Origin of the sequence: Rhizobium sp. ZPR4 (genome assembly GCF_040215725.1) — a bacterium.
GTDB classification, from domain to species: Bacteria; Pseudomonadota; Alphaproteobacteria; order Rhizobiales; family Rhizobiaceae; genus Rhizobium; species Rhizobium rhizogenes_D.
Map to the genome: position 1 here is coordinate 1,788,264 of NZ_CP157968.1, position 21,595 is coordinate 1,809,858.

Below are 21,595 nucleotides of genomic sequence, written 5' to 3' on the forward strand. Positions count from 1 at the left end.
CCCCGACGATCCGGGCCTCGACAAACGAACTGGGCTGGAAAGCTGTACGAAGCGCGTCAAGAGAGCTCTAGTCGCGCCAGCTTACCCTGTTGAGGAAGAAGCTCTCATTGGCCGTCGGCTTCCATTCAAGCTTGTCGGACGCACCGTAGATAACGGCTGCCTGATAAAGCGGCAGGATTGGAACATCCTTTGCAACGACCGTGGCGACATCCTTGTAGGCCTCAAGCCGCTTTTTCTCGTCGAGCGTATTTCGCGCGCTGTTGAGGAGCGCATCGATGCTCGGGTCGGAAACGGCGGAAAATGAACTGCTGCTATGCAGCAGCGGGAAGGATATGCCATCCGCATCCTGGCAGGCGCAGGACCAACGGCCGAAGGAAATGGCCGGCTGCTTGGTTTTTTCGCTCTGAACGCGCTGCAGATAGGTGGCAAAATCCACCGTCTCGACATTCACCTTGAAGCCGACGTCATTGAGTTGCTGTACGAGCGCCTGGACGATCCGCTGATCGAAGGTCGGCGAGGTCAGGAAGGCGATCGGTTGTGTCGCGACGCTGCCGGCCTTATCCACGAGTTCATGTGCCTGTTTCGGATCGAAGGGAAGGCCTTCGATACCCGGAACATATCCCGCATAGTCCGGTGAGGCCAATTGCGGGACGGGCTTGTCATAGCCGCCAAGCAGGCCATCGACGATCGACTGCTTGTCGATGGCATAGGCTACGGCACGCCGCAAGTTGACATCGTCGAACGGGGGGATGGATGGATTGAGCTTCAGATAGGCGATGCGTTCCGTCACCGCCGTCAGCACCTTGATCCCACCTGCTCCCTGAAGCTGGGCGGCGAGATCCGGATCGAGCGTCACGGCAAGATCAGCGCTTCCGGCCTTCAGATCGGCGACGCGGGTGGCAGCGTCCGGCACGGCACGAAATTCGGCACTTTGAAAATAGCCCTTGCTGCCCCAATAGCCATCGTTGCGCACCAGGGAAACGGCAACGCCGCGCTGCCATTTCGCGAATTTGTAGGGACCGGAGCCGACAGGTGACAAATTGAAGGCATCGTCGCCTACGGCCTCGACAACATGCTTCGGTACGATCGAAAGTTTGACGAGCTGTGCCAGCAGCACCGGATAGGGTCCGTTGGTGCGAATGGTCACCTCATGTGGGCCAGTAACCGCGGCCGACAGGATCTTGTTGAATTGGCTTAGCTGCGGGCTTGCGAACTTCTTGTCGACGATGCGGTTGACGCTGAAGGCCACATCGTCAGGCGTCAATTTCTGCCCGTCGTGGAAAGTCGCGTCATCGCGCAACGTGAAGGCAACTTCCGTGTCCGACTTATACGTCCAGGATGTCGCGATCGCCGGTACGATCTTGCCATTGTCATCGCGCGTGACCAGTTGGTCGAAGATGTTGCGATAGACGAAATAGCTGTCCGGATTCCATTGCTTCTGCGGGTCGAGCGACGACGGCTCGCTCACAAGGTCGATCACGACCTTTGCCTTTGCTGCGGCGTGGCCCGCAACAGACATCATCGTCGCAACAGAAACGGCAATCGCAAGAGTTCTTATCGCGCGCATCTAAAAATCCTTTTTCAAAAACGATCGCTCCCGGACGGGACGAGAAATATGGGCTTCATCACTTGATACCGAAGGACGCTTGGCTTTGTGCTCCACGGGCGCAGCAAGCTCCGATTTCAGCAGACTTGCCTGGGTAAATTCGGCAAAGGCATCACAGGCAGCCAGGAGCAGCTTTGCCGCGTCGTCGTTGCGATGCGCCTTCTTGGCTGCAACGAAATCGGTCCAGTCGACCGCTTCGAGACGCCGAACGGAGGATGCCTCGAAAAAGTTGAGGTAGTAGTCTGCCCTGTGCCACAGGATATCCAGCCAATCGGCAATCAACGGCGCCTTGAGACGCGCGGCGAGCAGACCCCTGATCTGCCGCTCGTATTCCCGAATGAGGGAAAGCTGCGATCCATGAGCCGAGCCGCCCAAGCGCAACGCCGCCTGCATGTCACACAAGGTTTCCAGCCGGGCAATATCGTCACCGGAGAGATCGACATCCGCCAGAAGCGGCTCCAACCGGGCTCGGCCGAGCGTAATTTCCCGCAGCCCCAACGCCGTAATCGAGCAAACCCGCCACCCACTTCTTGGCTGGGCTGAAACGAAACCCTTGTGCGCCAGGCGACTGAGCGCAGATCGAACGACCCCGCGCCCGAACCGATAGGTGTCGCAAAGAACCTGTTCGGAGAGCCGCTCCCCCGGAGAAAATTCACCGAGCTTGATCGCATTGCGAATCCTGTCCTCGGCGATCGCCACGAGATCGCTGGGGCCTTGAGCAAGAAAAGGGCTTTGATGGTCTAGCATATTATGAAACTAACATCTCAGTTTCTAAAACTGAAGTCTCAAATATCCTATTCTTCATCTTTTTTGTAGAGAATTTTTGCACACCCAGCCGCTTGCCGGGTTCGAAATTGCAAGAGACGGTCGGGAGTATGAAAGCTGATTAAGACCAAGCGAGCAAAGAATGGGGATAATCCGTGGAGCGCCGATATGTCGGCGCGACGTTTACGGACCCATGGCGGACGCTCAATTCACACACAAAGGCGTCCTCCTCAGCTAGGCCCGCCTTCTGCCGGCCGAATGACACGAGGATCATCGTGCAGCCGGAGCTGCCATTCTCAAATGGAGGAATAAGGACAAGCTGACCACAGTTTGATGGCTCAAAGCCTCATCTCGATCAAGGCTTCAGCTGAAAACCGAAATAATTCCGTACGGTTGAAACATGATCGGATAGCAAAGCTTACCCACGACCGGAAATGCCGCCTTCCCAAACAGCTCCTATGGCAATCTCACAGCCATGGTGGAGCACCGCGCCGGCTAGGCGACCCCAGTGCCATCGATGCAATCAATGAGAAGACATGGGCGACATCAGTGGATCCTTACCAACTATCTCAATCAGGAAGTCGAGAACTGTCCTGATGCGCAATGGCAGGTTCCGACGCGATGGATAGACGACGCTGATCGCGAACCGGCTCGGTGGAAATTCGGGCATGACGTTCACCAGCCTGCCCTCCTCGATGTCGGACCCAACAAGAATATGGGAAAGCACGGCAATCCCATTACCAGCAAGCACGGCGCGATGGACGGCAACCGCATTGCTGGCGACGAGGCGCGGCGCGATACGCACGCTAACGTCCTCAGCGCCATTTGAGAACGACCATGCCCGGCCGTTTCCGGCACGGCTATAACAGATGCAATCATGAGCGCTGACATCATCGGGCGTTTTAGGTGCTGCCCGCCGCTGAAGGTAGGAGGGCGCGGCAACGAGAAAGGCCGTCGTCCACCCAATTCTGCGGCCCATCAGACTGCAGTCCGCAACCATTCCCAGCCGCACCTCGAGATCGATCCCCTCTTCGACCAGGTCGGACGGTTCCTCGCGAAAGAGCAAATCGACAGAAAGTCCCTGATGGCGTTCGAGCAGCATTCCGAGCCGGTCGCTGATGTAAAGCCCGAGCGGTGTCGGCAGAGCCAGTCGTACCTTGCCAGCCGCGCTCCCGCCATCCCGGCATGTGGTTTCGCTAAGAGCCTCGACTGCTTCGATGACCTTGAGCGCCATCGGGATGATCTGCTCACCCTCCGCCGTCAGGGCCAGTGCAGTCGTCGTGCGATGGAGAAGGCGGGTGTTGAGATGTGCCTCCAGCGCCGAAACCTGGCGCGAAACAGCAGGCTGCGTCAGCCTGAGATCAATCGCTGCGGCGGAAAAGGAGCCAGTTTCCACCACTCGCATGAATGTTTGCAAGGCGCATACGATGTCCATCCCCACCCCATACTTTTCGGCATAGGCCTTATGTTCGAACCTTAGCCTGGAAAGGCTTTACTGTCCAGTTATTAAGGATATCCTTTATCCATAAGGACATTTTATATCCTTAATAACGGAGGCAACCATGACGCAACGCTTGAACTATGCCCAGCAATCCCCGGAACTCTTTAAAAAACTCTCGGAACTCAGCATGGCTCTGAAGGACAGTGCCATCGAACAGAAGATCCAGGATCTCGTTCACGTTCGCGCATCGCAGATCAACGGCTGCGCCTTCTGCCTGGACATGCACGTCAAGGAAGCCAAGATCCATGGCGAGAGCGAACTCCGGCTCTACCACATATCCGTCTGGCGAGAATCCAATCTCTTCATTCCTCGCGAGCGCGCCGCACTCGCCTGGACGGAAGCAGTGACGAAACTGCATGAAGGCGGCATTCCCGACGAACTCTACGAGCGCGTGCGCGGCCAGCTTTCCGAAAAGGAAATCTCCGACCTCACCTTCGCGATCATGGTCATCAATGCCTGGAACCGTGCCAGCATCGCCTTCAAGACAGTGCCGGGCTCGGCCGACAAGGCCTACGGTCTCGACAGGGCCGGCCTCAACTAAGCCTCTCGCCAAAGGCTTCAGCAAACGATGTGCGGCCCTTCAGATGGCCGCGGCAAAGACATCTCATGACAATCGTTTCAACCGTGGAGCCGGCCAAATCGGTTCCAATATCTCGATCAACAGGAGACAAACATGGACCTGGACAACATTCCTCATCCCGTTAAATCAAGCCCTGACGAGTTGGTTCCATCGCGCTACGCGGTGCGGATCGGCGACATTGAGGTGCTGGTGATCAGCGACGGGGTCCTGCCGCTGCCAACCAAGATGCTGGGGCACAATGCTGACGCAGCTGAGCGCGCGGCCTGGCTGAACGACATGTTCCTGCCGCCAGACGCTTTCGACTGGGCACTGAACGTGGTCGTGGTGCGTAGCGGCAAGCAGACCATCCTCATCGACGCCGGCCTGGGATTGGACCCTGAGTTGAACCTGCCGCGGGCCGGGCAATTGATCAAGCGGCTTGAGGCCGCCGGCATCGACCTTGGATCGGTAACCGACGTGGTACTGACCCACATGCATATGGACCACGTTGGTGGGCTACTTGTCGGCGGAGTGAAGGAGCGGCTGCGTCCGGACCTCAAGATCCATGTGGCGGCGGCCGAGGTCAAATTCTGGGAGGCGCCCGATTTCTCTCATGTGTCCATGCCTCCTGGGTTCCCGGACGCACTTCGAGCTGCTGCCAAGCAGTTCCGAAAAGAATATGAGAGCCATCTGCGATTATTCGATGATGAATATGAGGTGGCGCCGGGCGTGGTGGTCTCTCGAACCGGCGGCCACACGCCCGGGCACAGCGTGGTCCGCGTGGCATCCGGTAAGGACCGACTGATGTTCGCTGGCGATGCGGTGTTCGCGGTCGGCTTCGACCATCCCGACTGGCACAACGGTTTCGAACACGACCCGGAAGAGGCTGCACGCGTCCGCGTTCGTCTTTTGCGGGAGCTGGCCGAGACCGGCGAGCTTCTGGTCGCGACCCATATGCCATTCCCCTCCGTCGGCCATGTGGCGGTCGACGGCGACCACTTTCGTTGGGTACCGGTCTTCTGGGACTACTAACCGCCTGATGGCCGACGTGCGGCACACAGGGCCGCGCACGGCTCAGCCGTACAGATGCAAGGCGTCGTCAGGACCCGCCTGACCCACGACCAATCATACAGAAACGAATGAACAATGCGGCGCATGACGCGCCCGCGAATGGAGAGATTCATGAAAATCACCATCATCGGCGGAACCGGCCTGATCGGTTCAAAGACGGCCGACCGCCTTCGCAGCCAAGGCCATGAAGTCATTGCCGCTGCCCCGAACACCGGTGTCAACACGATCACCGGCGAAGGTCTTGCCGAAGCATTGGCTGGCGCCTCCGTCGTCATCGACCTTGCGAACTCGCCGTCCTTCGAGGACAAGGCCGTCCTCGAATTCTTCGAGGCGTCAGGCCGCAATCTGATGGCAGCGCAAAAAGCGGCCGGCGTGAAGCATCACATCGCCCTTTCCATCATCGGCGTCGATCGCTTGCCCGAAAGCGGCTACATGCGCGCCAAGGTCGCTCAGGAGAAGATCATCCGGGAAGCCGGCATTCCCTACACGATCGTCCACTCGACACAGTTCATGGAGTTCCTCAGCGGCATCGCCCAGTCCGGCACAGTCGGCGATACGGTGCGCCTGTCGCCGGCCTATGTGCAGCCGATTGCTTCCGACGACGTGGCCGACAACATGGCCGTTGTTGCCAACTCGGCCGCAATCAACGGTATCGTCGAGATATCCGGTCCGGAACGTGTCCGGCTGAACGAACTGGTTGCCCGTTATCTCAAGGCGATGGGCGATGCCCGCAAAGTCGTGGCGGATCCGGAAGCCCGCTATTTCGGTGCCAGACTGGAAGACGGCTCGCTCGTGTCCGACGGCAATCCGCGCCTTGGCCGCATCACCTTCGAGCAATGGTTCGCAACCTCCGCCCGCAAATGACTGGAACCGGTGTGACACCTCCGTGCCGCACCGTCCAATTCTCAAGAAAGGAATTCGACATGATCAAATTTCTCCTCGGCCTTACCCTGGCCGCGCTGCTGACCACCACAGCCGCTGCCCGCGATACCGGCGAGAAGGATGCCAAGGTCACGCTTGTCTACGAACACGAACTGCCGAATGTTCCCGGCAAGAGTATCAGGGGCGTCTTGGTGGAATATGGTCCAGGCGGCTTTTCCTCAGCCCACACCCATCCGAACTCGGCCTTCATTTATGCAACGGTCCTGGCAGGGGCGATCCGCAGCCAGGTCAATGATGGCCCGGTCAAGGTCTTCAAGGCCGGCGAGAATTTTTCCGAAATGCCGGGCGATCGCCACGGCGTCAGCGAGAATGCCAGCAAAACCAGCCCGGCAAAGCTATTGGCCGTCTTCGTCGTTGACACCAGCCAGAAGGAACAGACCTTCCCGCTCAAGAAATAGCCCGATGCGGGACGAGTGCCAAAGGCACCCGTCCCTTCCCGATTTCAGGAAATCATCGTCGGTGAACCCTATCATGTTTGGCGAACATCATTTTCAGCCGCTCGTCCTGATCAATCTGCTCGGGCTGACCGGCATCCTCACTTGGCACATCCAGGGGCGCCGTCGCCCAACGGCCCGCCTCGTCGTGCAGATCCTGTTCTTTTCCTGCATGAGCCTCGTGCTCTGGCTTGCCGGAATTTCGCCCTATCACCTCGATGGCGGCGAGCTTCAGGATGCCGGCATCCTGCTCGCCAAATCTGCAAGAATCCTGTGGTGGCTGCATCTTGCCTGGACGATGATCGGCTTCGTCCACATCTATCTCACCCTCAACCGCCGGCCGCAGGAGGCGCATCTTCTCCAGGATCTGATTGTCGGCATCGTCTATCTCGGCGTCGCGCTGTCGGTCATCGGCTTCGTCTTCGGCGCACCGGTCGGGCCGCTGATTGCCACCTCAGGCATCGTCGTCGTCATCATCGGCCTTGCGCTGCAGAACACGCTTGCCGATGTCTTTTCCGGCATCGCGCTGGCACTCGGCCGCGCCTACGTCATCGGCGACTGGATCCAGCTCGCCGACGGCACCGAAGGGCGCGTCGTTGAGACCAACTGGCGCTCCACCAACCTGCTTTCGGGCGGGCATAACGTCGTCGTCCTGCCAAATAGCGTGCTGGCGAAGCAGGGCGTCACCAATCGCAGCCGCCCGGATGAATCGCACCAGATCTCGCTGACGATACGAATATCCGCCATTCACAAGCCGCGGCTCGTCGAAGACCTCATGCTCGCCGTTCTGCAGGGCTGCGGAAGGATCGTCATGAACCCACCGCCGGTGGTCGTGCTCAAGACGATCGACGCAATCGCCATCGAGGTCGAGCTGTTCTTCCGCGTCGCGAGTGCGGCAAGCCGCATGCCGGCACAAAACGAGATCATCGACCTCGTCTACGAACATTGCAGGACGAACGGAGTGTCATTGGCAATGCCGGCCCAAGGCCTCGTCTGCCTCCCGATAGGCGAGCAGAAGGAACAGGCCACTCTAAGGGCGATATCATCCGGCGCGCTCTAGCACCCATTCGAAGGAGCTCTTCCAAAGTTCCGGCGGTATCTCTTTCGACAGGATGCCGACGAGGTCGGACAATTTGACACTGCGCAGTTTCTCACGCCACGCTTCGTCGGCCTCCCACATGATGCGCGCCACCGCACAAGGGCTGCTTTCGCAATAACCCTTTGGGCGGCAGGGGTTGTTGGCGCGAATATTGGTGCAGACGAAGGTTCGTTGCGGCCCCTCGACGGCCTCCACGACCTCCAGAAAGGTGAGATCCGCAGGCGGTTTCGCCAACCTGTAACCGCCGGAGGGACCGAGCGCCGTATCGACAAGCCCGGCCTGAGACAGGCTCTGTAGAGCCTTGGAGAGATATTCCTTGGGAAGCCCATGGAATTCGGCAAGCGCTTTGGTGGAGAGATAACGGCCATCAGGCAAACCTGCAAGAATGGCACAACAATGGAGAGCCCATTCGACTTGGCTTTTCAAAATCATAAACTCATTCCAAAGGCCTGCGGCTGGCATACATCCATCAAGGATAAAGAATATCCTTATTTGGTCGCCATGTAAATAAATTCCGGATGCGGATTTGCCTCTCCCATACTGGACATGCACAATCGAAACGATCTTCACGGGCTTCGATGAGCCGCAAAATGACCTATGCAATTGGCTCTTTACGAGCCACCTGTATTGCAAAAGGCTACTCTATGAGAACGACAAGGGCGCTCTCGAAAGCATCAGAGCCACACATATGACGCTACTTTCAGACCTACTAGCGTCTCCACGACCGGGAGGCGTCTCGCACAAAACTACGAGTTTGTCAGGTCCGCCATATTGGAGGAGCTGGCTACGGCGAATGAGACCTTCGACCCGCAACGGCTTAGCCTAGATATTGATCGCACCCGCATCACGCCAAACTGTTCGCATCGGCCAGAAATCGTAAGCAGGTTTCACCACAGCGAACTTAAAATATCATTCTTTGCAGTCACAGCTCACCGAGCCGATCTTTGTCGCCGCTGCACCATTGCAACAGGAAGGTCGCCCAATCTCACCGGGATCTATTCAGATACCTTTTGCTTTCCAAAGACGATGCTGAGATAGGTCTCGCCCGAGCGGACAACGTGATTGCGCATCAAGCGTTCGGCCAAATCCGCATCGCCGGCAACGATCGCATCAGCGATGCCTGCGTGTTCATCCAGGGCCTTCCGCCGCTCCGCCGGATCGAGATGGATGATGCGGCGAATGCTTGCATCGTAAAATTGCTGGCGCTCGATAAGCTTCGCGAGATAGCCGCAGCGCGAACTGCGATGGATGTGGTCATGAAACGTCTCGTTGAGCGCGATCAGCTGATCGGCATCTCCGGATTTGGTTGCCGTTTTCATGACATCCACCGTGGCAAGAAGCTCAGTTCCCGATGGCTTGTCTATGCGCCTGGCGGCGAGACGCGCGATCATCGATTCCAGCGCGGCGCGGGCAAGGATCATTTCTTCGGCCCATTGCATGCTGAACCTGATCGCAATGCCGCGACGTGGCAAGGTTTCGACCAAGCCTTCCATTTCGATCTGGCGCAGTGCCTCCTTGATCGGCGTCGTGCTGACGCCGAACTGCTCTGCCAGCTGTCGTTCGTTGAGCCTTTCGCCCGCAGCAAAGGCGCCTGACAAGATCGCACTTCTGATCGCGCGATAGACATGGTCCCGCACGGTAAGCTGAAAAGCCGGATCAATTCGTTCAAAGGCCGCCACGCGACCCACGCCCTGCTTTGCTTCGATCATTTTTGAATCTCGTTGACATGACTTCAATAGCGTGACATCTGGTATATCAGATTTCAGATTTCTGTCGACATCGGAATTCGGCAGTCGAAATTACCAGAAGAGGTTGAGGAGCCTTGAGGAGGACCTGCCATGCAAAGAGATCCGGCACACCTGGCAGGCTTGATTAGCCAGTTTCTGCCGCCAACAGGCCCTGCTCTTTGAGACACTGATATCAAGTCACAAGCCTGTTTCAGGCGCCGCCCTCTTGCGATTGCCCTTCAGCCGCCAACGAGACGCCCGACTACCGGAGAGCTCCCGATGCTCCGAAAGGTTCTGAGATGAAGACACATGCTTCCGCACCACTTGGCACGCCTCGCGCCGGCTACCAACGCTTCATCGTGCTGGCGCTCATCACGGTCATCTTGGCGGTCAGCACCGGAGATAGAGCAACCCTTTCCGTCGCTGGTCCCGGGATCGCAAAAGATCTCGGCATCAATGCCGTGAATATGGGCTGGCTCTTTTCCGCATTCTCGTGGAGCTACTTCATTGCGCAGGTTCCATCGGGCTATATTGTCGATCGGACAGGCGCGAAAGCTGCCATGTTGATTTCCCTGGCCGGATGGTCGATCGCGATTACGCTTGTCAGCGGCGTCGGCTATTTTGCCTATCCTGTGGTCGCACTCTACGTTCTAAGATTTGTGCTTGGGCTCCTGGAGGGTCCGGTGACACCGGCCTCCGCGCGCATCATCGCCGCTTGGTTTCCATCAGACGAACGTGGCGTCGCCGGCGCAATCTTCAACTCGGCTCAGTATCTTTCTCTCGCAATCTTCACGCCGCTGATGGGCGCACTGTTCCATTATCTTGGCTGGGAGCACATCTTCTCGGTCATGGGGGTGATCGGATTGGTCTTGGCGCTCGTCTGGTGGAGAGCCTATTTCGCGCCGAGCCGCCATCCGTCGGTCACAAAGGAGGAAATCGCCTATATTAAGGCCGGCGGCGCGCTGACGGATGTAGGAGGAGAAAAATCCAAAGCGAGCGAGACGCAAATTCCCACGCGCCAGATCGCTCGACAAATTCTGACAAACCGCATGTTGCTCGGGATTTTCCTTGCTCAATATTGCATCGCGACGCTTTCGACCTTCTTCATTTCCTGGTTTCCGAGCTATCTGGTCCAGGAAAGACATTTCTCGATGCTTCAGGCCGGCTTCGTGGCATCCTTGCCGGCAATCTTCGGATGCATCGGCGGCGTTTCTACCGGCTTTTTCTCCGACTGGCTGCTGCGCAAGTCCGGTTCCCTCAGTCTCGCCAGGAAAATCCCGATCACCATCGGGCTCGGCCTCAGCGCCACCATCATTCTGTGCAACTATACGGATGTGAACGCCATCGTGGTGGCGATCATGTGCGCGGCCTTTTTCGGCAAAGGCTTCGGGGCGCTCGGATGGACGGTCGTTGCCGATACGGCGCCCAAGGAAGCAATCGGCCTGACCGGCGGCTTGTTCAATGCTGCCGGCAGTATCGGCGGGGTCATAACTCCGGTCGCAATCGGCTATATTATCGAGGGAACCGGCTCCTTCCATGGCGCCCTCCTCTATGTCGGGCTGCATGTCATAGGTGCGGTCGTGAGCTATTGGGTGCTGGTCGGCAGGATCGAACGGTTCGAGATTTCAAAAGCATCACTCGATCCCGTTGGCGCCGAGCTCGTACTTGCCAAAGGCGATCGCGATCACTGATCTTTCAGATTATTGCCCGGGCTCGTGCCGGGCGAAACCACCGCAAGCGACAGATACCGAGCACTGTTGAAGACGCGCCTGTCTCGCATGACGAGGCCGCCCTTATCGCAACGCCGTCGCCCGTGAGCGCGTGTCGCTCGGATTTTCTCCAAAGGTGCTGCGATAGATGATGGAAAATCTGCCCGGATGAAAAAAGCCCCATGTCGTGCAGATCTCGCGAACGGATAGCGAATTCAGCGGATCTCGCAGCTGGTCGCGAGCGGCTTTTAATCTGATGGTACGCAGGTAGGCGCCTGGAGAGGTTCCCCTGAAGGTCTTGAAACCTATTTGCAATGCGCGAAGCGACACCCCGACGGCATCCGCAACCATCGTCATCGTAAAGGGCTCGGCGATATTCGCATGCATGTAATCTATCGCCCGCCGGACATGCCACGGCGCGATCATCGGCACCTTCTTCGCCTCCAATCGGTCGGAGAGATGATGATTGGCAAATCGGATCACAAGGTCGGCAAGGGTTTCGCTCATCGTCGACACCGCAAGGGGTGAGGACAGGAGCGGACCGTTGTTGCGCATACCCAGGACGATGGTCAGCACCAAGTTTCCGATAAGCTGCCCGGAAGGCGTTGCCAGATCGAGAACGGGCTCAAGGTTGAGCGCTCCGAGGATCGGTGTTTCAAGGAGTGACGCGAGCATTCGCGTTACGACCTTCCAGTCCAGAAAGAGTGCGTCCGAACGATGCGGATCTCCTTGGACAAAACGATTGCCTGCCTCGTGATTATTGGCCATCAGAAGCTGGCCAGACCCGCCCTCGACGCTCTTTCTGCCAACAGACAGACGAAAGGATCCCGTATGCGGGATGTAAAATGCGAGATGTTGCGGCGTCTCGTCGAGAGTGCGGATTTCCCAAGGGCTCTCGTAGGCCGAATGAAACATCGTAAGCGGTCCGCTTCGTCTCAACTCCGCTGCCCAGCCGAAGGCAGGAGCGTTGCTTAGCGGCTTTGCGCCAAATACACCGTAATTGGCCGAGAAGGCCCTAACCATCGATTCGAAATCATCGCCTTCATGCGTTGGCGTAAAGCCATTTACCATATTTTCGGGAGTTCGCAGCAGATTCTCGAATCTCGATGACATCATGCAATTCGGCTCTTTCCCCTTATGTATCCCGCCTCAGAGACCGCCCTTCCCGACATTCGGACACCATCCCCTGGCCACCCGCAAACACCATCTTCGCAACTGGATTGGCCGATGCCGATGAGATAAGCAGAACGAGCAATCCGGGGCTCAAATCCCTCTGTTTGGCAGAAGCAAAGCACTTTCAATCGAGTTATACACTCATAGTGTAAATCAAAAAGATTCGGAAATGAAGTACGATCCGTTGGACCATGTTGCGGAACATTTTTTGCGGGATTCACAACCCAGAAGGGTAGCATCTCGCAATGAACGCGATCTCTTGCGCCTGATCTGGAAGTCACCGGGGATTGAACGTTCGGATCTGACCGAACCGCTGGACCTCACCCAGCAGTCCCTGCACAGGATCGCTGCACGGCTTCACGATCGGGGAATGATTGTCTTCACCTCATCGGAGGCTCGGCGCCCCGGGCCACCCAGCCCGGAACTCAGCCTTTGCAAAGACTGGTGCCTAACGCTCGGCATTTCGGTCAATGTCGGCTCGATCGGCCTCTGCCTCATGGGCTTTGGAGAGCCTTTGGAAAAGATGGAAATTCTGCAATCCGGATCGTCGCTTTCCGACGAGATGGAGCGGATCGAAAAGGCGGCGGAAGATCTCCTTGCTCGCCGCAATGCCAGCCGGCGGGATATCCTAGGCGTCGGTCTTGCCGTCAGCGGTCATCGCATGCTGGAGACGGCTTTCAATTGCCCCTTGCCGCTCGCCCATTGGTCGTTGATCGACCTGGCGCCGCTGCTCGGAAAGCAGCTGGGTCTGCCCGTCTGGGCTGACAATGTCGCCCGGACCGCGGCTCTTGCCGAGGCGATCTTCGGTGTCGGCCGGGAGGTTGCGGATTTCGCCTATATTGCCCATCTGCACGGCTATGGCGGCGGCCTCGTTTCCGGAGGCATGCCATTTCGCGGCAGCTTCGGCAATGCCGGCGAATTTTCCGTACTCTTCGATCGAGAGGACTATGATGACCGCCCCGCACTTGGTCTATTGCTTGAGCACCTGCGCGCCGAGGGTCGCCCGGATCTGGCGCTGCGGGACCTCAAGAGCCAAGACCTATCGACCTTGGACGGCGTGGCAGAATGGGTCAATCGCGTGGCGCCGGCGCACAATCGCGCCATCAACGCGATCTGCGCGGTCTTTGATCCAGCCCTCATTGTTTTGGGCGGCGAACTGCCGCATTCGCTCGCAAGAATGCTGATCGAGCGGACCGAAATCAACAACCTGCCACGGCACGGCGCATTGCGCGACGTTCCCCGGCTTGCGGTAGCGGAAGTCCTGGATGCTCCCGGCGCAGTCGGCGCAGCATTGATCCCGCTATTTGAAACCGTCCTATAGCGGGCGACGCGCCAGGGCGTCGCTTGGCATCCGGACATAGCTGAAAGCTAGCTATAGGTTATTTTGTCGGCCGTGCGCGGCCGATTGAAAAAATAGCGATTGAAGCTGTAGCTGCTGATCCCGGTGAAGCTGCCGAGAAATGCGGAAAGCGGCGTTGTGAAGCTATATTGCACGCGGGTCAGGACGACCTGCACGCCCGCCTCCTGTATCTTCGCAGGAACCGAAATCGGTGTGGCTGCGCCGGAGGCAAGCGAAGAGGTATTGAAGGCGGCCGACCAATTGACCGTCGCATTTCCATTTGCCGGCACGTCCTCCACCGCGACCGTGATCGTCAATGCCGTCGTATCATAGGGCTGCAGGATGAAGCTCATTCCCGAGAGCAGTCCCGCAACATTGGATTTCGTCCATGTGCCCTGCTGCGAAATGACATCGCCTGTCGTTGCGGCAATTTCATCGATCTTGCGGCTGACGGTTAGAGCATGACCAAGATCGACGGTTGCAGCGAGCAGCAGCAGCAGGATCGGCAGAACAAGCGCAAATTCCACTCCCGATACGCCGGCACGATCCCCCGCCAAGCGGCGAAGGCAAGAGACTATGGACCGATATGCCAGATGCGTGCATTTGATTATCATGTCAGGACGGCTCGTTGCGAAACAGGACAGTGGCACCAAGGAGATAGCGCCCATCCGCCAGCTTTGCGTTGGAATAGGTGAAGTAGTTGACGACAGAGCTCCAGGGCAGAAAGGCCTGCACCAACATATAGTCGCTCGCCTTGCCCAGCGCGAAAGTCTCCGTGACGGTAAGGTTGCCTGAGCTGTCGATCGGAGTGGCGCTCGTGACGGCGGATAGGTTGGAGATAACATCGGCCTTGATCAGGAGATTGTCAGAGCAGCTGAAAGCGAGAAACATGTCGGCGCAGATTTTCGCCTTGAAGTCGGTCAGGGTCATGTCGGCGGATGCGGCCTCACCCGTCCGGATCATCCGGGAGATCTTCGCCACGGAAGCATCGAGGCTCGAAGCAACGAAGAACATCAACGAAACTTCTATGATGGCAAAGATGATCAGGGAGAGAGGCAAGATGAGCAGCGCGAACTCGACAGCAGCCGTACCCTTGCGATCTGCAAGCAGTCGAGACAGAAGTTTCGGCAACCGGAATAGATTCATTGGGTCAGCCGCACAGATGCGAGATACTGCGTAAACAGCGCCGACAGGCCTGAGACAATATCTACAGACGAGGAAGCCGAGATAAACAGGCTCTTGGATGAAGCGCAGTCGGCAAGCGCATAGGGAATATAATCGCGCCGGGTTATGCTCGAAGGCACGCCACTATCCATCGTCCCGCCCCATGTGCTGCGCCAGCTGGCGCTTGCCATGGTCGAGCCGACGGTATTGTTGTAGCCCCAGTCGGTGGTCACAGGCAGATATTCGGTATAAAGAACCGCCATAGTGTTCGACTGGTTCTTCAGATAGGCGCACCAGTCGGGATTGAATGGAGCAACCTTGTTCCACGATGGCCCTGCGGTCGTGATTGTCGAACCGCTCCATTTGACGCCATCCGTCACCCATTCGCGCTTCGATTGGACACCATCCGTCAGCAGCAGAACCAATTTAAGCGGCTTGGCGGACGAGCTGCCATCTCCACCCGTGCCGACCTTCTGCTGCAAGGCCGACAGCGCCACGTCGAAGAAAGTATAGGTCGTGGATGTCGCGCTCGTCAGCCCATAACTATCGTCGAGAAGCCGGTTGCGGGCCGAGGCGGTTTCGAATGTCGGTGCAAGAACTTCGGTCGTGGTATCGCCAAGACTGTAAAGGCCGACCCTGATGCGCTCGTGAGCACTATCAGCGCTATCGATCATGTCGATGACCTCACTGACCGCATCCACTGCAACGTCTGCCCGCAGCTTTATGCCCTTGGTGACCGAGTAAGCATAGTTATTGGCGTATTTGGTACCGCCAACGGTATGTGCATCTCCGGTATGGCAGGCAAACTGGCAGCCGATGCCATTATACATCGTTTGCTGCCCTGCGCTGGTCGCCGCAAGCAGCATTGATGGGGACTTATCGATAACGATATAGACATTCAGATAGGATGTAGATGGTCCCTTGACAGAGCTTGCGACGCTTACCGGAACATTGTTTATATCGGCGATCTTCATGAGTGTGGTCGGGACGATTCCACTCGCCGTTGCCGTTATCTTGTGATTGGTCGTATCTATCGTGATATTTCCAACGGAATAGCTGCTCTCGGATTGGGAATTGAACCAATCCGCCACCTTCTGCTTGAGAGAATCCGTATCCGCGGTATTTATCTGTTTCACGGCCGCAATCAGGGCCGCATCCAGATCACTCTGCATTTTCTGCCGGACGTTGTATGCCCTGATATAGTCGAGGCTGGCCCCGACTGCGAGCATCATCGGCACCAGAGAAATGGCCACGACGATCGCGACGTTACCGCGCTCGCTTCGAAGCAGCATTCGGAAAGCATCGATGAGATGATCACTTAAGATAAAATGTCTTAGCTTCAACGTCGGCACCAATATTTATCATACTATTTTACAACTGACGCCGATTTGACCTTAATCAGTTCTTTACATCGCTCCTCAAGCGGTCCGTTTTCAGACTGCGCATTCAAGTTTTTTGCGTAATCTGGCCATAATGCGTTTTTTGGATATCGATACTTGCCGGATTTGGAACCTCGGAAGAACATGCCCAAACATAGGAGCGCCCCTCCCCCATAATAGACCGGACGACCGACACAATGAGATCGACCGCGCCAGACAACGGCGGTTGAAGCAGACTATCAACATTTTGATGAGCCGAGGCGCAGCCTACCCCTCTTGGAGCACCTTTCACTTTGGCTTAGATTGCTGGTCGATGACAAAGCCTGTTGGATCTGGCGAATAAGGCAAGATCAGGAATCCCAGGACCTGATCAGGAATTATATGAAACGGACAAGAATTGAGGATATCGCCAAAGAGGCGAATGTAAGTAAGGCGACTGTAGATCGCGTTATTCACAAGAGAGGCTTCGTTCGTGAGGAAACGGTCCGCAAGGTCGCAGAAGCAGCCCATAAGCTGGCCTATTATGCGAGCGGTCTGATTGATCGGCAGCTGACCGCACCGCTTGCAAGAGTGAGGTTCGGTTTTCTGCTCATAAAAGAAAGGCAGGAGTTTTATCAGTCTTTCAGTGAAGAGCTGATCCGGGCGGCATTAGCCCGTCAGGATTTTCGCGGCGAAGTGACCATTCGATATTCCCCATCTCAGTCGCCGGCGGATTTCGCAGCGATCATGCAAGAACTTGCCACGCATAGCGATGCAATAGCTTGCACTGCGGTCAACCACAGCATCGTCAATGAAGCCGTCAAGAGCTTGCGGCAGAACGGAGTTCCTGTCTTCGCCTTGCTGAATGATTTCGGGCATGGCGCGCGTCAAACCTATATTGGTCTTGACAATCACAAGGGCGGATGTCTGGCGGCATGGATGATCGCTACGGCAAGTCGCCAATCCGGAAAAGTTGCGATTTTTCTTGGCAGTAATCGCTGGCAGGGACACGAATTGAAGCAAGCCGGATTTCGTTCATACCTGGGTCGGTTGCGCGCAGACCTCGATATCTTGGAACCGGTCATCAATCTTGAGACAAGAAAACTCACCCACGAAACCTCGATCGCCTTGCTCGAGCGTCATCCGGATCTGAGAGGCATTTACGTCGCTGGCGGCGGGATGGAAGGCGCAATAGCGGCGCTGCGGGAAACACGCGCGCCCGGAGAGGTTGCCCTCATCGTCAATGAGCTCACCTCGGTAAGCCGCGCAGCCCTTTCCGACGGCTATGCGACAATGGTCATCGGCACGCCTTTGGAGCAGCTTTGCCGGGACACCATAGATCTGATGACACAGAGCGTGCTTCAGGGTCATGTTCAAATACCGGACACGCATTTTCTGGAGCCACAACTTTTTCTACCTCCTTCCATCTGAAAATGAGGTGAAACACCTCAAGCAGAAGGCGCGAGAAACCTCACCGATGCGCTAATCCAAATTCCACCCGATTGCGCGTGGCAAGACCTTTTGGCATTGCCTAGAGGCGCGTGACATGCTCCGTCGGAGCAGCAATATTGGGATTTTGGGAGGAAACATGTTCTGGGCACTCAATCAGATTACGACGCCAAATCTTAGCTACGCCGATTTCCTTGACCTATCGGTTGCTCTCGGCTGCCAGGGCGTAGAAGTTCGCAACGATCTCAAGCGCCAGCTATTTGACGGTCTTTCGCCGAACGAGGCAGGTAAAATGGTTCGTGACCGCGGTCTGCGGCTCGTCGGCCTGTCCCAGGTCTATCCGTTCAATTTCTGGTCGGATGATATTGAGCGGAAGGTTCATGACCTGATTGCAATCGCCAAGGAGGTTGGTGCTGAAACCATCAGCCTGATTCCGCGAAACGAGGGGGTCGGCACTGAGGCGCAGGAGCGCAAAGCCAATCTCGAAACGTCCCTTGCCGCCATTTTGCCTCTTCTTGAAGAGGCGGAGCTGGTCGCACTGGTTGAACCGCTGGGGTTTCAGCGTTCCTCGCTGCGTTACAAGGCAGAGCTCGTGGACGCGATCAACGCGCTCGGCGCGGCGCACCGTTATAAACTCGTCCATGACACGTTCCATCACGCCTTGGCGGATGGCGGGCCAATTTTCGCCGGTCACACGGGTATCGTCCACATATCGGCTGTCGTTGATCCGACGTTGCAGCTGAACCAGATGGAAGACGAACACCGCGTTCTCGTGGACGGATCGGACCGACTGGACAATATAGGCCAGATCAAGGCTCTGCAGGCTGCCGGATATGTCGGACCGATTTCCTACGAGTGCTTCTCTCCGCTGGTGCACGACCTCGCCAACCCACGAGAAGCGATCCAAGCCTCGTTTGATTTCATCGAAACGGCCTTGAAGGCCGGGTGATCGCCGAACGGGCGACGCGAACGAAAAGGAGCTTGGCTGTGGCCAGGCTCGACCTATCATGTATCGAAGAACTCCTTGTTTTATGTTCTCCAGCGTTGGTAGCGACGTTGCGGCTGCAGCCTTCGATGATCATCAGGATTGCCTCCTTCAGATATTCTCGGAGATATAGATCTCGAACGGGAAGAAGGTCTGACGCGCGGTCGTTTGTGCGCTTCCTTCGACCGAACTCACCATTTGCGTGATGAGCTCTCGGCACAGAAGAGGCAATGGGGTACAAATGGCCATGGCAACTGTGCCATCCATCAGCGCGCCCTTACTCTCGGGAACAAGCTCGTTGACGATGAGGGTAACATCGCCTGCGCGGTTTTCTTCCCGGAGTGCGGCGATCGCCCCCTCCATTCCACCACCGGCGACATAAAGACCGATAAGGTCTGGATGTTTCTGCAGAAGATCGAGCGTCGCCTCATGCGTGACGTCGACGGCGTCGAGATTGATGAGTGTTTCCAGGACTTCGAATTCCGGCGCATTCTCGCGGAAATAGGAGCGAAAACCCATCTCCCGCAACTCGTGGCCGTGAAAGCGGTGGCTGCCGACGAAACATGCCACCTTGCCCGGCTTGCGAGCCGTGCGCGCGATCGTCCAGGCGGCAGATCTCCCGACCTTTCTGTTGTCGAGACCGAGATATCCTTCTCGAACGCCCGCCGCAAAGTCGGAAAGTACGGAAAAAACCGGAATCCTCCTTTCCTTGAGCTCGTCGACGATCGCCTCAACAGCCGGATAATCCGGGGCGACAACGGCCACGGCCTGATTACGGGCGGCCAGTGCCCGCACTTTCTCCACAATCGCGCTCGGTGTCGAGACAACTGGATAGTCGATCTGAATGTGCAGCTTCGCGGTCGTCGTTGCCGCCGCAGCCGCTTCGATCTCTTTGGCAAAGGCTTGATAAAATGATTGCGTGGGCTTCTGCAACAGGAATGCGAGTTGATAGCGTGGTACGTCTTCGAAGACGCGCTGACGCAGGAGACCGACAGCATGATAGCCGATTTCCTGCGCCGCCTCATAGACGCGCCGTGCCGTCTGTTCGCGAACCGGAAGGCGTCCGTTCAGCACGCGATCGATGGTGGCGACGCTGACGCCGGACGCCTTGGCGAGATCCGATATGGTCGGGCGACGCATGGTTGCTCCTGATGGATTTTATCATTGTTGCATTGTCATGATGATAGGTTTTGATAGATTCCATCATTCCTGCATTGAGGCAAGCGAAAAGTCGATCTATCGTTTGCAACATTGAGAGCGAGGCGCTGTCGCGCATCGCGGGAGGCAGGGATGACGACGATAATCAAGCGTGACTATGATCTGCTCGGTGCAAGCGGCAGGCTGGCGGTGGAAACGGGGCTGGCTGCTGCCGAATGGTATCACACGGATGTGCCGCGCAAGGATATGAAGGTGCTGATGCAGCGCTCGGACGCGCCGGCGATCCGCGACACCATCGTCTGGCTCGGCAGCATGGTGGTCTTCGCCGCACTGGCTGTCTATTTCTGGGGATCGTGGATCTGCGTGCCTTTCTTCCTGGCCTATGGCGTGCTCTATGGCTCCGCCTCGGACAGCCGATGGCATGAATGCGGCCATGGCACGGCGTTCAAGACGCGCTGGATGAATGACGCGGTCTATCAGATCGCCTGCTTTATGATCATGCGCAATCCGGTGACCTGGCGCTGGAGCCATGCGCGCCACCACACCGATACTGTCATCGTCGGCCGCGACCCTGAGATTGCCGTCATGCGGCCGCCGGATCTCTTCCGCCTTGTCCTGAATTTCTTCGGCATCCTTGACGCCTGGTATGCGATCGTCGACATGTTGCGCAATGCGTGCGGTGTCGTCAGTGCTGCGGAAAAGACCTTCATCCCCGAGATGGAGCAGCCGAAGGCCATTCGTATCGCCCGTATCTGGCTTGCCATCTATATCGTGACCATTGCAACGGCGATCGGCATGGGCTCGATCCTGCCGCTGATGCTGATCGGCCTTCCTCGGCTTTATGGCGCCTGGCACCATGTTCTGACCGGCCTGCTGCAGCATGGCGGCCTTGCCGACAACGTCATCGATCATCGCCTGAACAGCCGCACCGTCATGATGAACCCGATCAGTCGCTTCATCTACTGGAACATGAATTATCATGTCGAACATCACATGTTCCCGATGGTGCCCTATCACGCGCTGCCGAAGCTGCATGCGATGATCAAGCACGACCTGCCGGACGCCAATCCGTCCATCTGGTCCGGCTATCGCGAGATGATCCCCGCATTCCTGCGGCAATTGCGCAATGAGGATTATTTCCTGAAGCGCGAGCTGCCGTCGACAGCGCGGCCCTATCGCGAAGAGTTCCATGGAGAACTGCCGGCCGCCGCACAATAACATCGAAATTGCAAAGGGAGGAAAACATGAGCAACTGGATCGAAGTCTGCGCCGCTGATGCAATCGACGAGGAGGATGTCATCCGTTTCGATCATGACGGGCGGACCTTCGCTGTCTATCGCAGCCCGGAGGATGATTATTTCGCGACCGACGGCCTGTGCACGCATGAAAAGATCCATCTCGCCGATGGCCTTGTCATGGACAACATCATCGAATGTCCCAAGCACAATGGCCGCTTCGACTACCGCACCGGCGAAGCCAAGGGCGCTCCGGTCTGCGTCAATCTGCAGACCTATCCGGTCAAGGTCGAAAACGGCACCGTCTTCATCGGGCTCTGA

At 57.2% G+C, this 21,595-nt stretch carries 21 protein-coding genes; 11 read left to right on the plus strand and 10 right to left on the minus strand.

What is annotated here, in order from left to right:
- Positions 1 to 67: 67 nt before the first annotated feature.
- The 3 genes from ABOK31_RS27730 to ABOK31_RS27740 all read right to left on the minus strand — a co-directional run bounded on the left by ABOK31_RS27730 (position 68) and on the right by ABOK31_RS27740 (position 3,806).
- Positions 68 to 1,567: an ABC transporter substrate-binding protein gene (locus tag ABOK31_RS27730; RefSeq protein ID WP_349960039.1), complete on the minus strand. Its 1,500-nt coding sequence runs from the start codon at positions 1,565 to 1,567 to the stop codon at positions 68 to 70.
- Complete coding sequence (locus ABOK31_RS27735) at positions 1,568 to 2,353, minus strand: GntR family transcriptional regulator (protein ID WP_349960041.1); 786 nt, start codon at positions 2,351 to 2,353, stop codon at positions 1,568 to 1,570.
- Positions 2,354 to 2,894: 541 nt separating this feature from the next.
- Entirely contained in the window at positions 2,895 to 3,806 is a 912-nt protein-coding gene (locus ABOK31_RS27740) for a LysR family transcriptional regulator (RefSeq protein ID WP_349960043.1), read from the minus strand.
- A gap of 127 nt (positions 3,807 to 3,933) precedes the next feature.
- Between ABOK31_RS27740 and ABOK31_RS27745 the strand changes: the two genes are divergently transcribed.
- From ABOK31_RS27745 to ABOK31_RS27765, 5 genes are all read left to right on the plus strand, one after another.
- A complete protein-coding gene (locus ABOK31_RS27745; RefSeq protein ID WP_174171885.1) occupies positions 3,934 to 4,413 on the plus strand; it encodes a carboxymuconolactone decarboxylase family protein in 480 nt (159 codons plus the stop codon).
- A gap of 132 nt (positions 4,414 to 4,545) precedes the next feature.
- On the plus strand, positions 4,546 to 5,463 hold the full coding sequence (locus ABOK31_RS27750; protein WP_349960045.1) for an MBL fold metallo-hydrolase: 918 nt from the start codon (positions 4,546 to 4,548) through the stop codon (positions 5,461 to 5,463).
- 150 nt (positions 5,464 to 5,613) lie between these two features.
- Positions 5,614 to 6,366, plus strand: a complete 753-nt coding sequence (locus tag ABOK31_RS27755; protein ID WP_349960047.1) for an SDR family oxidoreductase — start codon at positions 5,614 to 5,616, stop codon at positions 6,364 to 6,366.
- 59 nt (positions 6,367 to 6,425) lie between these two features.
- On the plus strand, positions 6,426 to 6,842 hold the full coding sequence (locus ABOK31_RS27760) for a cupin domain-containing protein (RefSeq protein ID WP_349960048.1): 417 nt from the start codon (positions 6,426 to 6,428) through the stop codon (positions 6,840 to 6,842).
- 73 nt (positions 6,843 to 6,915) lie between these two features.
- On the plus strand, positions 6,916 to 7,938 hold the full coding sequence (locus tag ABOK31_RS27765; RefSeq protein WP_349961340.1) for a mechanosensitive ion channel family protein: 1,023 nt from the start codon (positions 6,916 to 6,918) through the stop codon (positions 7,936 to 7,938).
- Here ABOK31_RS27765 and ABOK31_RS27770 read toward each other — a convergent pair.
- Both ABOK31_RS27770 and ABOK31_RS27775 read right to left on the minus strand, forming a co-directional pair.
- Positions 7,921 to 8,409: an Rrf2 family transcriptional regulator gene (locus ABOK31_RS27770; RefSeq protein ID WP_174171889.1), complete on the minus strand. Its 489-nt coding sequence runs from the start codon at positions 8,407 to 8,409 to the stop codon at positions 7,921 to 7,923. The genes ABOK31_RS27765 and ABOK31_RS27770 overlap by 18 nt on opposite strands.
- Positions 8,410 to 8,972: 563 nt before the next feature.
- On the minus strand, positions 8,973 to 9,686 hold the full coding sequence (locus tag ABOK31_RS27775) for a GntR family transcriptional regulator (protein ID WP_174171890.1): 714 nt from the start codon (positions 9,684 to 9,686) through the stop codon (positions 8,973 to 8,975).
- A gap of 317 nt (positions 9,687 to 10,003) precedes the next feature.
- On the opposite strand from ABOK31_RS27775, the gene ABOK31_RS27780 reads away from it, so the two are divergent.
- On the plus strand, positions 10,004 to 11,395 hold the full coding sequence (locus ABOK31_RS27780; protein ID WP_174171891.1) for an MFS transporter: 1,392 nt from the start codon (positions 10,004 to 10,006) through the stop codon (positions 11,393 to 11,395).
- 102 nt (positions 11,396 to 11,497) lie between these two features.
- Here ABOK31_RS27780 and ABOK31_RS27785 read toward each other — a convergent pair whose 3' ends face one another.
- Positions 11,498 to 12,529, minus strand: coding sequence for an AraC family transcriptional regulator (locus ABOK31_RS27785; RefSeq protein WP_349960051.1), 1,032 nt, complete (start codon positions 12,527 to 12,529; stop codon positions 11,498 to 11,500).
- A gap of 226 nt (positions 12,530 to 12,755) precedes the next feature.
- On the opposite strand from ABOK31_RS27785, the gene ABOK31_RS27790 reads away from it, so the two are divergent.
- Entirely contained in the window at positions 12,756 to 13,907 is a 1,152-nt protein-coding gene (locus tag ABOK31_RS27790) for an ROK family transcriptional regulator (RefSeq protein ID WP_349960053.1), read from the plus strand.
- 47 nt (positions 13,908 to 13,954) lie between these two features.
- Here the strand turns inward: ABOK31_RS27790 and ABOK31_RS27795 are convergent, their stop codons facing one another.
- From ABOK31_RS27795 to ABOK31_RS27805, 3 genes are read right to left on the minus strand one after another with little or no spacing between them, the layout of a single operon-like run.
- Complete coding sequence (locus ABOK31_RS27795; RefSeq protein WP_349960056.1) at positions 13,955 to 14,539, minus strand: TadE/TadG family type IV pilus assembly protein; 585 nt, start codon at positions 14,537 to 14,539, stop codon at positions 13,955 to 13,957.
- Position 14,540: 1 nt separating this feature from the next.
- A complete protein-coding gene (locus ABOK31_RS27800) occupies positions 14,541 to 15,071 on the minus strand; it encodes a TadE/TadG family type IV pilus assembly protein (RefSeq protein WP_349960057.1) in 531 nt (176 codons plus the stop codon).
- A complete protein-coding gene (locus ABOK31_RS27805) occupies positions 15,068 to 16,381 on the minus strand; it encodes a TadE/TadG family type IV pilus assembly protein (protein WP_349960058.1) in 1,314 nt (437 codons plus the stop codon). The genes ABOK31_RS27800 and ABOK31_RS27805 overlap by 4 nt, the downstream gene beginning before the upstream one ends.
- Positions 16,382 to 16,849: 468 nt before the next feature.
- Between ABOK31_RS27805 and ABOK31_RS27810 the strand changes: the two genes are divergently transcribed.
- Together ABOK31_RS27810 and ABOK31_RS27815 are read left to right on the plus strand one after the other, a co-directional pair.
- Positions 16,850 to 17,878, plus strand: a complete 1,029-nt coding sequence (locus tag ABOK31_RS27810; protein ID WP_349960060.1) for a LacI family DNA-binding transcriptional regulator — start codon at positions 16,850 to 16,852, stop codon at positions 17,876 to 17,878.
- 157 nt (positions 17,879 to 18,035) lie between these two features.
- Positions 18,036 to 18,845 (plus strand): TIM barrel protein, encoded by an 810-nt coding sequence (locus tag ABOK31_RS27815; protein ID WP_174171897.1) that lies wholly within the window; start codon positions 18,036 to 18,038, stop codon positions 18,843 to 18,845.
- Between the two features lie 147 nt (positions 18,846 to 18,992).
- Here the strand turns inward: ABOK31_RS27815 and ABOK31_RS27820 are convergent, their stop codons facing one another.
- The gene (locus ABOK31_RS27820; protein ID WP_174171898.1) at positions 18,993 to 20,021 is read right to left on the minus strand and encodes a LacI family DNA-binding transcriptional regulator; all 1,029 of its coding nucleotides are present in this window, start codon (positions 20,019 to 20,021) and stop codon (positions 18,993 to 18,995) included.
- 150 nt (positions 20,022 to 20,171) lie between these two features.
- Here ABOK31_RS27820 and ABOK31_RS27825 point away from each other — a divergent pair, with 150 nt between their 5' ends.
- Together ABOK31_RS27825 and ABOK31_RS27830 are read left to right on the plus strand one after the other, a co-directional pair.
- On the plus strand, positions 20,172 to 21,257 hold the full coding sequence (locus ABOK31_RS27825) for a fatty acid desaturase family protein (RefSeq protein WP_349960063.1): 1,086 nt from the start codon (positions 20,172 to 20,174) through the stop codon (positions 21,255 to 21,257).
- A 26-nt stretch (positions 21,258 to 21,283) separates the two neighbouring features.
- Complete coding sequence (locus ABOK31_RS27830; protein WP_075855758.1) at positions 21,284 to 21,595, plus strand: MocE family 2Fe-2S type ferredoxin; 312 nt, start codon at positions 21,284 to 21,286, stop codon at positions 21,593 to 21,595.

Bases quoted from the DNA above. Each gene is read 5' to 3' on its own strand.
- ABOK31_RS27730 (WP_349960039.1), bottom strand. From the start codon at position 1,567: ATGCGCGCGATAAGAACTCTTGCGATTGCCGTTTCTGTTGCGACGATG.
- ABOK31_RS27735 (WP_349960041.1), bottom strand. From the start codon at position 2,353: ATGCTAGACCATCAAAGCCCTTTTCTTGCTCAAGGCCCCAGCGATCTC.
- ABOK31_RS27740 (WP_349960043.1), bottom strand. From the start codon at position 3,806: ATGGACATCGTATGCGCCTTGCAAACATTCATGCGAGTGGTGGAAACT.
- ABOK31_RS27745 (WP_174171885.1), top strand. From the start codon at position 3,934: ATGACGCAACGCTTGAACTATGCCCAGCAATCCCCGGAACTCTTTAAA.
- ABOK31_RS27750 (WP_349960045.1), top strand. From the start codon at position 4,546: ATGGACCTGGACAACATTCCTCATCCCGTTAAATCAAGCCCTGACGAG.
- ABOK31_RS27755 (WP_349960047.1), top strand. From the start codon at position 5,614: ATGAAAATCACCATCATCGGCGGAACCGGCCTGATCGGTTCAAAGACG.
- ABOK31_RS27760 (WP_349960048.1), top strand. From the start codon at position 6,426: ATGATCAAATTTCTCCTCGGCCTTACCCTGGCCGCGCTGCTGACCACC.
- ABOK31_RS27765 (WP_349961340.1), top strand. From the start codon at position 6,916: ATGTTTGGCGAACATCATTTTCAGCCGCTCGTCCTGATCAATCTGCTC.
- ABOK31_RS27770 (WP_174171889.1), bottom strand. From the start codon at position 8,409: ATGATTTTGAAAAGCCAAGTCGAATGGGCTCTCCATTGTTGTGCCATT.
- ABOK31_RS27775 (WP_174171890.1), bottom strand. From the start codon at position 9,686: ATGATCGAAGCAAAGCAGGGCGTGGGTCGCGTGGCGGCCTTTGAACGA.
- ABOK31_RS27780 (WP_174171891.1), top strand. From the start codon at position 10,004: ATGAAGACACATGCTTCCGCACCACTTGGCACGCCTCGCGCCGGCTAC.
- ABOK31_RS27785 (WP_349960051.1), bottom strand. From the start codon at position 12,529: ATGATGTCATCGAGATTCGAGAATCTGCTGCGAACTCCCGAAAATATG.
- ABOK31_RS27790 (WP_349960053.1), top strand. From the start codon at position 12,756: ATGAAGTACGATCCGTTGGACCATGTTGCGGAACATTTTTTGCGGGAT.
- ABOK31_RS27795 (WP_349960056.1), bottom strand. From the start codon at position 14,539: ATGATAATCAAATGCACGCATCTGGCATATCGGTCCATAGTCTCTTGC.
- ABOK31_RS27800 (WP_349960057.1), bottom strand. From the start codon at position 15,071: ATGAATCTATTCCGGTTGCCGAAACTTCTGTCTCGACTGCTTGCAGAT.
- ABOK31_RS27805 (WP_349960058.1), bottom strand. From the start codon at position 16,381: ATGCTGCTTCGAAGCGAGCGCGGTAACGTCGCGATCGTCGTGGCCATT.
- ABOK31_RS27810 (WP_349960060.1), top strand. From the start codon at position 16,850: ATGAAACGGACAAGAATTGAGGATATCGCCAAAGAGGCGAATGTAAGT.
- ABOK31_RS27815 (WP_174171897.1), top strand. From the start codon at position 18,036: ATGTTCTGGGCACTCAATCAGATTACGACGCCAAATCTTAGCTACGCC.
- ABOK31_RS27820 (WP_174171898.1), bottom strand. From the start codon at position 20,021: ATGCGTCGCCCGACCATATCGGATCTCGCCAAGGCGTCCGGCGTCAGC.
- ABOK31_RS27825 (WP_349960063.1), top strand. From the start codon at position 20,172: ATGACGACGATAATCAAGCGTGACTATGATCTGCTCGGTGCAAGCGGC.
- ABOK31_RS27830 (WP_075855758.1), top strand. From the start codon at position 21,284: ATGAGCAACTGGATCGAAGTCTGCGCCGCTGATGCAATCGACGAGGAG.